The 12,558-nt window shown below is 65.3% G+C and carries 13 protein-coding genes; all 13 read right to left on the bottom strand.

Annotated features, from left to right (window positions below; translation table 11 throughout):
* Positions 1-33: 33 nt before the first annotated feature.
* Positions 34-279 (bottom strand): RNA chaperone Hfq, encoded by a 246-nt coding sequence (hfq, locus tag GO608_RS13185; protein ID WP_011236521.1) that lies wholly within the window; start codon positions 277-279, stop codon positions 34-36.
* A 94-nt stretch (positions 280-373) separates the two neighbouring features.
* Complete coding sequence (der, locus tag GO608_RS13180; protein WP_169198102.1) at positions 374-1,702, bottom strand: ribosome biogenesis GTPase Der; 1,329 nt, start codon at positions 1,700-1,702, stop codon at positions 374-376.
* Positions 1,703-1,716: 14 nt separating this feature from the next.
* A complete protein-coding gene (gene bamB / locus GO608_RS13175; RefSeq protein WP_169198101.1) occupies positions 1,717-2,859 on the bottom strand; it encodes an outer membrane protein assembly factor BamB in 1,143 nt (380 codons plus the stop codon).
* A gap of 3 nt (positions 2,860-2,862) precedes the next feature.
* Entirely contained in the window at positions 2,863-3,510 is a 648-nt protein-coding gene (locus tag GO608_RS13170) for a tetratricopeptide repeat protein (RefSeq protein ID WP_169198100.1), read from the bottom strand.
* On the bottom strand, positions 3,497-4,795 hold the full coding sequence (hisS, locus tag GO608_RS13165; RefSeq protein ID WP_169198099.1) for a histidine--tRNA ligase: 1,299 nt from the start codon (positions 4,793-4,795) through the stop codon (positions 3,497-3,499). Before hisS ends, GO608_RS13170 begins: the two co-directional genes overlap by 14 nt.
* A gap of 28 nt (positions 4,796-4,823) precedes the next feature.
* Positions 4,824-6,068: a flavodoxin-dependent (E)-4-hydroxy-3-methylbut-2-enyl-diphosphate synthase gene (gene ispG, locus GO608_RS13160; RefSeq protein WP_169198098.1), complete on the bottom strand. Its 1,245-nt coding sequence runs from the start codon at positions 6,066-6,068 to the stop codon at positions 4,824-4,826.
* Between the two features lie 6 nt (positions 6,069-6,074).
* Entirely contained in the window at positions 6,075-7,010 is a 936-nt protein-coding gene (locus tag GO608_RS13155) for a RodZ domain-containing protein (RefSeq protein WP_169198097.1), read from the bottom strand.
* On the bottom strand, positions 7,007-7,804 hold the full coding sequence (gene pilW / locus GO608_RS13150; protein WP_169198096.1) for a type IV pilus biogenesis/stability protein PilW: 798 nt from the start codon (positions 7,802-7,804) through the stop codon (positions 7,007-7,009). Before pilW ends, GO608_RS13155 begins: the two co-directional genes overlap by 4 nt.
* A 2-nt stretch (positions 7,805-7,806) precedes the next feature.
* Entirely contained in the window at positions 7,807-9,033 is a 1,227-nt protein-coding gene (gene rlmN, locus GO608_RS13145) for a 23S rRNA (adenine(2503)-C(2))-methyltransferase RlmN (protein WP_169198095.1), read from the bottom strand.
* An 87-nt stretch (positions 9,034-9,120) separates the two neighbouring features.
* The gene (gene ndk / locus GO608_RS13140) at positions 9,121-9,546 is read right to left on the bottom strand and encodes a nucleoside-diphosphate kinase (protein ID WP_053419987.1); all 426 of its coding nucleotides are present in this window, start codon (positions 9,544-9,546) and stop codon (positions 9,121-9,123) included.
* 131 nt (positions 9,547-9,677) lie between these two features.
* Positions 9,678-10,571: a succinate--CoA ligase subunit alpha gene (gene sucD, locus GO608_RS13135; RefSeq protein ID WP_169198094.1), complete on the bottom strand. Its 894-nt coding sequence runs from the start codon at positions 10,569-10,571 to the stop codon at positions 9,678-9,680.
* An 11-nt stretch (positions 10,572-10,582) separates the two neighbouring features.
* Positions 10,583-11,743, bottom strand: a complete 1,161-nt coding sequence (sucC, locus tag GO608_RS13130; RefSeq protein WP_169198093.1) for an ADP-forming succinate--CoA ligase subunit beta — start codon at positions 11,741-11,743, stop codon at positions 10,583-10,585.
* 248 nt (positions 11,744-11,991) lie between these two features.
* The gene (locus tag GO608_RS13125; protein WP_169198092.1) at positions 11,992-12,546 is read right to left on the bottom strand and encodes a DUF2889 domain-containing protein; all 555 of its coding nucleotides are present in this window, start codon (positions 12,544-12,546) and stop codon (positions 11,992-11,994) included.
* Between the last annotated feature and the right edge of the window lie 12 nt (positions 12,547-12,558).

Here is a 12,558-nt window from a genome sequence, read left to right as displayed (position 1 = left end):
AAAGCCGGGAATGACTGCTCGATGGATCGGGACTCAGCTATTGCCTTCACCCGAATCCTGCTGCTGGATATTGACCGGACGTGCAGGCACGACCGTGGAGATCGCATGTTTGTAGACCATCTGGGTAACGGTGTTCTTCAGCAGAACGACGTATTGGTCGAAGGATTCGATCTGGCCCTGCAGCTTGATGCCATTCACCAGGTAAATCGCGACCGGCACATGCTCCCTGCGCAAGGTATTCAGAAACGGGTCTTGTAGAAGTTGCCCTTTATTGCTCATTTTAAAACCTCGAAGCTCTATATCTTCTTGTGAATGTAAAGGATTTTATGCTGCGCCGCAATATTGGCGCCGGCACGTCCTCCCGGTGCGGAGCCTATTCTTTCCCTATAAACGGATTGTGCGCAGTACGGAATTGTATCCGCAACGGCGTCCCCTGCAGCTTGAACGCTTCCATGAAGGTCCGTTCGAGATAGCGCACGTACGAGGTCGGCACATGGTCGAGTGCCGCGCCGTGAATGACGACGACCGGGGGGTTGTTGCCGCCCTGGTGCGCATAGCGCATCTTGGGCCGGAAAACACCGTGGCGCGGGGGCGCCTGTTTCGCGAGCGCCGCCTGCATCGTGCGCGTGAGGCGCGGGGTCGACAGATTGATCATCGCGGCAGCATAGGCCGCATCGACCGACTTCATGACTGCGGCAACGCCCGCCCCTTTCAGCGCCGAAATGTAGTGAAAGCGCGCGAAAGACAGGAAATTGAGCTTGCGGGCGAGATCCTGCTTGATGAGCTCACGGCGGTAGTCGTCGACGTCGTCCCATTTATTCACCGCGACGACCAGCGCTCGGCCCGCCTCGAGGATGAATCCGGCGATATGCGCGTCCTGGTCGGAAATGTCCTGCGAAGCGTCGAGCACCAGGACGACCACGTTCGCCTGCTCGATCGCCTGCAGCGTCTTGATCACCGAGAACTTCTCGACCGCCTCGAACACTTTGCCGCGCCGGCGCAGGCCCGCCGTATCGATCAGGGTGTAGCGGCGCCCGTCCCGCTCGAACGGGATCGCGATTGCATCGCGTGTCGTGCCCGGCATGTCGAACGCGATGACACGCTCCTCGCCGAGCAGGCTGTTGACGAAAGTCGACTTGCCGACGTTCGGGCGGCCGACGATCGCGATCCGCGGCGTGCGCCCCTCGTCCTCTTCGGGTTCGGCATCCGGCGGAAAGGCGCCGAGCACGAGATCGAGGAGCTGTTTCACCCCCTCGCCGTGGGAGGCGGAAACCGGCAGCGGATCGCCGAGCCCGAGCGCATGGAATTCGGCCGCGACCATCGTCCGCTCCATGCCTTCCGACTTGTTGACGACGAGGTAGACCGGGCGCCCGGCGCGGCGCAGGCGTGCAGCGATCTGCTCGTCATGAGGCGTGAGGCCGCTGCGGCCGTCGACCATGAACAGCAGCGCGTCGGCCTCGGCAATCGCCTGCTCGGCCTGCCGTGCCATCTCGTGCATGATGCCGTCCTTGGCGACGGGATCGAAGCCGGCCGTGTCGACGACGAGATAATCGCGGTCGCCGACGCGGCCGATGCCGTAGTGGCGGTCGCGCGTCAACCCGGGCTGGTCGGCCACGAGTGCGTCACGGGTTTTCGTCAGCCGGTTGAACAGCGTGGACTTGCCGACATTGGGCCGGCCAACCAGAACTATTGTGGGTTTCAAGCGCTCATTCCCGCCTAGCGGACTTCAAAGACGCGGATGTTGCCGTCACGCGTCTGGATGACAAAACCCTGGGCACCGAAGCGGCGCGGATCGGCAACGATCGCGCTGTCGTCAGCGCGCGCCCGCGCCGCGAAAGCGCCGCTCTCGCGGTCGAGGAGATGCACGTAACCTTCCATGTCGCCCACGGCGACGAAGTTCCCCGCGACAAGCGGGCGCGATACGGTCCGTCGCGCCAGCGCATCCTGTTTCCACGCGCTCGCGCCGCTGCCGGCCTCCAGCGCATGGACGGCGTCCCTGTCGTCCGTGATGTAGACAAAGCGCGCGTCGCGGTCCATGCCCGCGCTGCTCGAGAACTCGCGCGACCAGATCGCGTTGCCGTTGGTCGCGTCGAAGCACGCCGCGCGTCCCTGATAGGCCACCGCGCACACTTCCCGCCGGCCGAGCACCGGCGTTCCGGCGACGTCGGCAACCCGCTCGAGTTCGGTCGCGCCGCGCGGCGTCGCCACCGTCAGCTCCCACAGCGGCCCGCCGTTGGCGAGATTGACCGCGACCAGCTTGCCTCCCGGATAGCCGACGAGCGCCACGTCACCTTCGATCGTCATGCCGGCGAAACTGCGCAGCGCCAGCGGCGGCGTCGGCCGCTGGAACACCCAGCGCCGACTGCCATCGCGAGCGTCGAGCCCGATCAGGCGGCTGTCGGACGCGCGCACGACCACCACCGCGTCACCGACTGCCGGCGGCGCTAGGACTTCGACTCCTGCCGGAACTCGCCAGCGCGGCTCACCGGTCGCGGCGTCGTATGCGACCACTTCGCCGCCAGTCGTCACGACGACTGCCAGGCGACCGTCGCTGCCGACTCCCGCGGACAGGCGCTTGCCGACTTTCGCCGTCCACACGGCTTTTCCATCCTGGTAGCGCGCGACCGTGCCGTCGTGCGCCGCCGCATACACTTCATCGCCGACCACGGCCGGCTGGAACACGTACGGCCCCGACGAGCCGACTTCCGCCTGCCAGACCGTGTGCAGCTCGGCCGAAGGCTTGAAGGCGAGGAGCTCGGCCGGCTGGGGCGTCGACGAGGCAAAAGGATTCAGCGACGAGCAGCCGGCGGAAAGCGCGAGCGAGCCCGCGAGCAGCAGGGTGACCAGAGGACGCGTCATCGCTCAGCCCTCCAGCGCCTGAAGCTTCAGGCGGACCACTTCGCGCAACGTCTCGCCGCCTTCGGTGCCGCCCTGCGCGATCGCGTCCAGCGCGCCCTGGTAGGCGCTGCGGGCCTCGTCAGGCTTGCCGCTCGCCGCGAGCACATCACCGCGCAGATCGGCGAAACGCCCTTTCAGCGCCGCATCCGGCTCGGCTTGTAGCCGGGCGAGCGCATCGGCATGGGCGCCTTCGTCGAGCAACACGCTGGCGAGCCGCAGCCGCGCAATGTCACGCAGCGCCGGGTCGTCACCGTTTTCCACCAGCCACTCGAGCTGGGCACGCGCGTTCTTTCCCTCGCCGGCGCTGAACTGCACTCCGGCCGACAGCAGCGCGGCCATTTCGGCATAGGGGGTGCCGGAGAATTTTTCGATGATCTGCCCGGCGGCCTCGCGGGCTTTCTGCGCGTCGCCTCGTTCGGCGGCCTGCTGCACGACAAAATACAGCGCGCCGGCCTCGCTCGCCTGCTTGTTCTGGTACCACCTGAAGCCCTGCCAGCCGACCGACGCGAGCGCCGCCGCGACCGCGAGCGTCGTTATGAGCTTGCCGTACTGAGCCCACCAGGCCTTCAGCTCGGAAATCTGCTCCTGTTCTTCCAGGTCATAAACTGCCATCTTCTTCCTCATTTTCCGTGAACAGGCATTCGGCCACCGCATTGGCCAAGCCGTCGAGCGCGACACGCTGCTGGCCGCCGGGGCCGCGCAACGGCTTGAGGCCGACTTCGCCCGTCGCCGCCTCGTCGTCACCGATGACGACTGCGATCGGCGCCCCGCTTGCGTCGGCTTTTTTCATCTGCGACTTGAAGCTGCCGCCGCCACAATGCGTCAACACCGCGAAGCCGTGGCCGCGCAGCGCCTCGGCGGCGCGAAACGCGAGGCGCTGCGCCTGCTCGCCGAGATTGACGACATATACATCCGGCTGGGCCGGTTCGGCCTCCCCGCCCCCTTCGCGCCACAGCGCGAGCAGCCGCTCGATGCCCATCGCGAAACCGGCGGCCGGCGCCGGACGGCCGCCGAGCTGTTCGACAAGGCTGTCGTAGCGGCCGCCGGCGCACACCGTGCCTTGCGCGCCGAGCCGCGTCGTCACCCACTCGAACACGGTGCGGTTGTAATAGTCGAGGCCGCGCACGAGCCGGTGGTTGATGCGGTACGACACGCCGGCGTCCTTGAGCAGCACCTGTACGCCGTTGAAGTGCTTCAGCGAATCCTCGCCGAGGAAATCGAGCAGCCTGGGGGCATTGTCGACGAGGTCCTGCAGCTCGGGGTTCTTCGTGTCGAGAATGCGCAACGGATTCGTGTGCAGGCGCCGCTTGCCATCGTCGTCGAGGCGCTCGCGATGCCCTTCGAGGTATGCGACGAGTTCCGCCCGGTGGCGCGCCCGCTCGTCCGGCGATCCCAGCGAGTTCAGCTCGAGTTTGACGTCCTCGAGCCCGAGGTCGTCCCACAGGCGCGCGCACATCAGGATATGTTCGGCGTCGATGTCGGGACCGTCGAAGCCCAGCGCCTCGACACCGATCTGGTGAAACTGGCGGTAGCGCCCTTTTTGCGGCCGCTCATGGCGGAACATCGGGCCGTGATAGTAGAGGCGCTGCGCGCCGGCCGACAGCATCTTGTGCTGGATCGCGGCGCGCACGCAGGATGCCGTGCCTTCCGGGCGCAGCGTCAGCTGTTCGCCGTTGAGCGCGTCCTCGAAGGAGTACATCTCCTTCTCGACGATATCGGTGACTTCGCCGATCGCACGCTTGAAGAGCGGCGTCGGCTCCACGATCGGCATGCGGATCGGGCGGTAACCGTAGCTGCGCAGCCAGTCGCGGACGATGTCTTCGAAATGCTCCCAGGCTTCGGCCTCGTCGGGCAGGATGTCGTTCATCCCGCGTACGGCCTGCAAGGCCTGAATCATCGGTTTTTTTTCTGTCATAAGCTGAAGTTCAGCCCGCCTTTTTCACGTATCGGGTGGCCACGTAGTCGTCGACGATGGCCTTGAATTCGGTGCCGATATTGTCGCCGCGCAGCGTGACGGTTTTCTCGCCATCGACGAACACCGGAGCCGCGGGAGTCTCCCCGGTGCCGGGCAGCGAGATGCCGATGTTGGCGTGCTTGCTCTCGCCGGGCCCATTCACGACGCAGCCCATCACCGCGACGGTCATGTTCTCGACGCCGTCGTACTGCTCGCGCCACACCGGCATCTGGTCCCGCACGTAGGACTGGATGCCCGACGCCAGTTCCTGGAAGAACGTGCTGGTCGTGCGCCCGCATCCCGGGCACGCGATCACCATCGGCGTGAACGCGCGCAGGCCCATTGTCTGCAGGATTTCCTGCGCGACGACGACTTCCTGCGTGCGGCTGCCGTTCGGTTCCGGCGTCAGCGAGATGCGGATCGTGTCGCCGATGCCTTCCTGCAGCAGTACCGCGAGTGCCGCGGTCGAGGCGACGATGCCTTTCGACCCCATTCCCGCTTCGGTCAGCCCGAGGTGCAGCGGATAGTCGCAGCGCGCCGCCAGATCGCGATACACCGCGATCAGGTCCTGCACGCTCGACACTTTCGCCGACAGGATGATGCGGTCGCCCCCGAGCCCATATTCTTCGGCTTTCGCCGCCGATTCGAGCGCCGAAACGACGAGGGCTTCGCGCATCACGGCGTTCGCGTCGCGCGGCTGCGCGAGCTTCGCGTTCTGATCCATGACGCGCGCCAGCACGGACGGATCGAGGCTCCCCCAGTTCACGCCGATGCGCACTGGCTTGTCGTGGCGGCACGCGATGTCGATGATCGCCGCGAACTGCGGGTCGCGCTTCGCGCCCGCGCCGACGTTGCCCGGATTGATCCGCAGCTTCGCCAGCGCCTCGGCGCAGGCCGGATGCTCGGCGAGCAGCTTGTGGCCGTTGTAGTGGAAGTCGCCGACGAGCGGCACGTCGACGTTGAGCGCCAGCAGGCGGTCGCGGATATGCGGCACGGCTTTCGCGGCCGCCTCGTTATTGACGGTGATGCGCACGAGCTCGGAGCCGGCGCGGGCGAGCTCGGCGACCTGCATCGCGGTCCCGAGCACATCGACGGTGTCGGTGTTCGTCATCGACTGCACGACCACCGGCGCGTTCGAACCGATGTTGATCCGTCCCACCCTGACCTGCCGCGTCTTGTGACGGACGAGTGATCCCGAAGAAGAATTCGTTGCCATTTCAGCTCACTTCACGGTCAGCTTGGCGACGCCGACGCGAATATGGGGAACAAGATCCAGCGGCTGGCCGCGAAATTCCGTCGTGACCTTTTGGGCGTTGCCGACGACGAGCCCGAATGGCGGCTGGCCCTGGACCGTACGGGTGCTGCCGGCCGGATTGAGGCCGGAAAAAATGACCTTCCCCGTCGCATCGCGCACCTCCACCCACGATTCACCGGCGAAACGGAACACCAGGTGTTCGACGCCGGGCAGTCCGGTGGGAACGGTCGTGGCCGCGCTGTCTCCCGCAATGGGCGCGGGAGCGGCTTCCGGCGAAGGCGCCGCGATAGGCGCCTGCGGCGGCACGTCATTCGCCGCCACGCCATCCGGTGCCACCGCAGCAGGCGAGGACAGTTGCGGTGCCACGTCGGGCTCGGCGGCGGGGGCCGGAGGTTCGAGCGGCACCGGCAATGGCGTTGCCTCCCCTTCGGACGGGGCCAATTCGACAGTCGCGGTTTCGGTATCCGGCATCTGGAACCAGTCGAAAAACCATCCCGCGACGACAACGGTCAATAAGGCGCCGGCAACCAGCGCTGCCGGCAGACGGGCCGAACGCGTCGCCCTGCCGCTCGGCATCACGCCTTCGGCATTCGACAGCGGCGCGAGTTCGACCGGCATCGCAGCGGCGTTTTTTGCGAGGCTGGCGAGCAGCGCGGCCGGGTCGAGCCCGAGATACCGCGCGTAATTGCGCAGGAAGCCGCGAACAAACGCCGGCCCGGGCAGCAGGTCGAAGCGCTCGGCTTCCATCGCCTCGATCTGCCTGGTGGTCAGTTTCAATGCATACGCGACGTCGCTCACCGTCTCGCGGCGCGCTTCGCGTGCACGACGCAGCATCTCTCCGACAGAAGTTGCAGCAGCCGGCTCGACCGCGGTCGTGCCCTCTTCACGATGAACGTCGTTCACTCGTAATTTCCCTGATTCATTGCCCGATGTTCCCCGCTGTCGGCAAAACGGCCGCGCAGTTGCGCCGCGTAGCTCGACTCGGCCTCGCGGTTGCCGAGCTTGCGCTCGGTCCGCACGCCGAGCCATACGGACTCCGCCGTCGGCTCGCTTTGCTGGTGCAACTGCACGAGATGGTTCCGCGCAACCTCATAGGCGCCGCGGCGGTAGGCGATCGCGGCGAGGTGGTAGAGCGCCTGCGCGTTGGATGGGTCGAGCTCTGCCGCGCGCTGGAACTCGGCCTCGGCCGCGGCGTCGTTGCCGCGCCGCAGATGACACAGGCCCGCGTTCGCGTAAGGCCGCGAAGGCGTGCGGTAATAGGGGTTGCGCGCGGCGAGCGCGAGCCGTTCGAGCCCTTCCGCTTCCTGCCCCGACACGCACAGGAACCAGCCGTAGCTGTTGTTGAATTCCGGGTCATTCGGCGCCTTCTGCAGTGCGCGCAGAAAATTGTCGCGCGCCGCGTTCCGGTCGTCGATGAACATATAGACGAGACCCATCAGGTGATAGGCCGGCGCGTACGCCGAATCGCTCGCGAGAGCCGCCCGCGCCTCGTCGAGCGCAACCGCGTAGCGCCCGACCTGGAGATAGGCCATGCCGAGATCCACGTGGACCTTGGCGCTCGCGGTCGCCGGATTCGTCGCCGGCACGTCGGAGACGGGTCGCTCCGCAATCGGGCGTCCGGCCCCCGATGGCGCCGCGCACGCCGTCAGCCCGAACACGGCCGCGTAAAGGAGCAGCGGCACTGCCAACCCGCCCATCCTCAACGGCCCTCCATCGACTTCACCAGCCTGACCGTGCGCCGCGACCGGTCCTGCACTTGTCCCGCGAGCTGCCCGCAGGCCGCATTCACGTCGTCGCCACGCGTCTTCCGCGTCGTCGTGACGATCCCGGCATCGATCAGGATCCCGGCAAAGCGCCGGATGCGGTCGGCCGGGGACCGATCGAAGCCGGAATTCGGGAAAGGATTGAACGGAATCAGGTTGAACTTGCACGGCACGTCGCGCACCAGCTCGATCAGCGCGCGGGCGTGCGCATCCGAATCGTTGACGCCGTCGAGCATGACGTATTCGAACGTCACGAAGTCGCGTGGCGCCCGTTCGAGGTAGCGCCGGCACGCCGCCATCAGCTCGCGCAACGGATATTTGCGATTGATCGGCACGAGGCGGTCGCGCAACGCGTCGTCCGGCGCATGCAGCGACACCGCCAGCGCCACCGGACACTCGTCGCGCAGGCGATCCATTGCCGGGACGATGCCGGACGTCGACACCGTCACGCGCCGGCGCGACAGTCCGTACGCGTGATCGTCGAGCATCAGCCGCAACGCGGTGACGACGTTGTCGAAGTTCGCGAGCGGTTCGCCCATCCCCATCATCACGACGTTGCTGATGACACGGCCGTTGTGATCCTCCTCCGGCTCAGAGGATCGCCACGAGTCGGATTGGACGCCCTTGGCGTCCGCGCCACCATGGTCCCGCTTGGTCGCACGGGACGCGTGGTCGGGCTCGCCGTCCCCGTCCTTCGAGCCTGCCGGCGACGCGCTGCCGCCGAGGAGCCGGTTCGCGAGCCACAGCTGGCCGATGATCTCGGCGGCCGAGAGGTTGCGGTTGAACCCCTGCTTGCCGGTCGAGCAGAACGCGCAGTCGAGCGCGCAGCCGGCCTGCGACGAGATGCACAGGGTGCCGCGGTTCGTCTCGGGAATGAACACCGCTTCGACCGCATTCGCGCTGCCGACATCGAGCAGCCATTTGCGCGTCCCGTCGGCCGACACCGAATCGCGGATCGCGCGAGGCGCGCGGATGCAGGCTTCTTCGGCGAGCTTCGCGCGCAGGCTTTTCGCCACATCGGTCATGTTGCCGAAATCGGTTTCGCCGAAACGGTGCATCCAGCGCATCACCTGGCGCGCGCGAAAAGGCTTCTCGCCCCGTTCAGCGAACCAGTTGACGAGACCGTCGACGTCGAAATCGAGCAGATTGACCGGTGTAAGCATCTGTGTTCCGTACAGCTCCCATAATGCAATCGGCCCGCTATCGATGAAGATGCGCGGGCCGATGCGCGGGCTTTCCCCGTGAGGGGTTCAGCGGGTGTAAACGTTCATGCCGGGAAAGAAGAAGGCAATCTCGACGGCCGCCGTTTCCGGCGCATCGGAACCATGGACCGCGTTCGCGTCGATGGATTCCGCAAAATCTGCACGAATCGTGCCGGCGTCAGCTTTTTTCGGATCGGTCGCGCCCATCAGGTCGCGGTTCTTCGCAATCGCGCTCTCGCCTTCGAGCACCTGGATCATCACCGGCCCGGAAATCATGAAGGACACGAGATCCTTGAAGAACGGGCGCTCCCGGTGCACGGCGTAGAACTGGCCGGCTTCGCGCTCGGACAGATGCACCATCTTCGATGCGATGATCTTCAGGCCTGCATCTTCGAAGCGCTGGTAGATCTTGCCGATCACGTTCTTCGCGACGGCGTCGGGCTTGATGATGGACAGGGTACGTTCGATTGCCATGAAAAACTCCGGATGGACGATAAGCGGAAAAAAGCGCAGCGGAGGATTCTAGCAGTTTTTCCCTGCCGGCTCCCAGCAACGAAAAGCGCCGGGCGAGCCGGCGCTTTTCCACTGCGCGGGGTGAGTCGTGCTTACAGCATCGCCTTCAGCAGCTTGGCCATCTCGGACGGATTGCGGGTCACCGTGAAGCCGCACTCTTCCATGATCGCGAGCTTCGCGTCGGCAGTGTCCGCGCCACCGGAAATCAGCGCGCCGGCGTGGCCCATGCGCTTGCCGGCCGGCGCGGTGACGCCGGCGATGAAGCCGACGATCGGCTTCTTCATGTTGGCCTTGCACCACTGCGCGGCTTCGGCTTCGTCCGGACCGCCGATCTCGCCGATCATGATTACCGCATCGGTGTCCGGATCGTCGTTGAACATGCGCATCACGTCGATGTGCTTCAGACCGTTGATCGGGTCGCCACCGATACCGACCGCCGACGACTGGCCCAGACCGATTTCGGTCAGCTGCGCGACGGCTTCGTAGGTTAGCGTGCCCGAACGCGACACGACGCCGATGCGGCCCTTGCGGTGGATGTGACCCGGCATGATGCCGATCTTGATCTCGTCCGGCGTGATCAGGCCCGGGCAGTTCGGTCCCAGCAGCAGCGTTTCCTTGCCGCCCTTGGCAACCTTCTCTTTCATCTTGTTGCGCACGATCAGCATGTCGCGGACCGGAATGCCTTCGGTGATGCAGATCGCCAAGTCGAGGTCGGCTTCGCAGGCTTCCCAGATCGCATTGGCCGCACCAGCCGGCGGCACGTAGATCACCGACACAGTCGCGCCGGTTTCAGCGGCGGCTTCCTTCACCGACCCGTAGATGGGGATGTCGAAGATTTTCTCGCCCGCTTTCTTCGGATTCACGCCAGCGACGAAGCAGTTCTTGCCGTTCGCGTATTCCTGGCACTTCTCGGTGTGGAACTGGCCGGTCTTGCCGGTGATGCCCTGGGTAATGACTTTGGTGTCTTTGTTGATCAGGATGGACATTCACACTCTCCTTACTTGACCGCCGCGACGATCTTGGTCGCAGCTTCCGCCATCGTGTCGGCGGAGATGATCGGCAGGCCCGACTCGGCGAGAATCTTCTTGCCGAGGTCTTCGTTGGTACCCTTCATGCGCACCACGAGCGGGACGGAGAGATTGACTTCCTTGGCTGCGGCGACCACGCCGGTGGCGATGGTGTCGCACTTCATGATGCCGCCGAAGATGTTGACCAGGATGCCCTTGACCTTGGGGTTCTTGAGCATGATCTTGAACGCTTCGGTGACCTTCTCGGTCGTCGCGCCGCCACCGACGTCGAGGAAGTTGGCCGGCTCGGCGCCGAACAGCTTGATCGTGTCCATCGTCGCCATCGCGAGACCGGCGCCATTCACCAGGCAGCCGATGTTGCCGTCGAGCGAGATGTAGGCGAGGTCGAATTTCGAAGCTTCGATCTCGTCCGCATCTTCTTCGTCGAAGTCACGGAAATCGACGATTTCCGGGTGACGGTACAGTGCGTTCGAATCGAAGTTGAACTTGGCGTCGAGCGCCTTGATGTTGCCGTTGCCTTCGAGGATCAGCGGGTTGATTTCCGCCAGCGAGGCATCGGTTTCCATGTAGCACGTGTACAGGCGCTTCAGCGCATCCACGGCCTTGGCGACCGAAGCTTCCGGCACGCCGATACCGCGCGCGAGGTTCTCGGCCTGCGCGTCGGTCAGGCCGACCAGCGGGTCGACGAATTCCTTGAGGATCTTCTCGGGCGTGCTGTGCGCGACTTCCTCGATGTCCATGCCGCCTTCGGAGGAGGCCATGATCGCGACCTTCTGCGTGGCGCGGTCGGTCAGCGCCGCGACGTAGTATTCCTTCTGGATGTCGGCGCCTTCTTCGATCAGCAGGTTGCGCACTTTCTGGCCTTCCGGGCCGGTCTGGTGCGTCACGAGCTGCATGCCGAGGATGTCGCTGGCGTGCTGGCGGACTTCATCGAGCGAGCGGGCGAGTTTCACGCCCCCGCCTTTTCCGCGCCCGCCCGCATGGATCTGTGCCTTGACGACCCAGATCTTGCCGCCCAGTTCTTCAGCCGCCTTGACTGCGCCATCCACCGACACGGTGTGGAAACCGCGCGGCGTGACGACGCCGTACTTTCTCAACAGCTCTTTTGCCTGATACTCATGAATCTTCATGGTTGCCCTTCGATCGAAGACGCGACGCCCAAGCGGCGCGAACAGGTTGATGGGACGCTTCGGAGCTTCGCTCCGCGACGGGCGCCGTCTCCCTCGTCCGACGCACGCCGCTGCCGACCGGACACTGCAGCCCGGCCCCGTCTCATGACTCGCTCCCGAAACGGGCGCGATTGCCGCAAGATCGCGGAATTATAACCGGAATTGCGCAGTGCGGAATTTCAGCCCGGACTGCCCGTACCCGATACGGATCACGAGTCGTTCGCCCGGCTCCGATGCCACTTCGGGTAGTACAGGCGCACCGTCTGCGTCGAGGTCTCGAGGGCGTGGCAACGGTCGAGCTGGAACGGCTTCTCGCCCCCGTCCTCGTTGTCGCGGCGAAAAGTGGCCAGCGTCTGGATTGCGGCGGTCGGCAGGCTCAGCAGCAGCTCGGTCATGTGGGAGCAGCCGCGCACATCGCTGAACATTTCACTGACGGTCCGGCGAAAACCGCGCATCAGGTTCAGGCCGATCAGCTGCCGGTACGCCGGCGCGATGGTCTCGCAGCCACCCGGATACGGCACGCGCTCGGAACAGGCTTCCGCGTCGACGATCGTGAAATCGGCGTCGAGGGTGACGCGGAGCCTCATCTCGTGGATCGCGTCGCCGGCCGGACGGACACCGGAAGCGAGCACATAGTCGAGCTCTTTCGTGTCCCGCAGGCAGGCTTCGAGCTCGAGCATTCCGTCGTCGCGCCGGTATCCTTCGACGTTTATCTGGCGCAAATGGACTTTCTGGCGGGGAACACGTGGAGGAGGAAGGGGCATCGTCACGTACGG

The sequence above is a fragment of the Aromatoleum buckelii genome, from assembly GCF_012910785.2.
Lineage (GTDB): Bacteria > Pseudomonadota > Gammaproteobacteria > Burkholderiales > Rhodocyclaceae > Aromatoleum > Aromatoleum buckelii.
The sequence above is the reverse complement of the archived record's forward strand: the minus strand, read 5'-3'. Positions and strand labels throughout refer to the sequence as shown.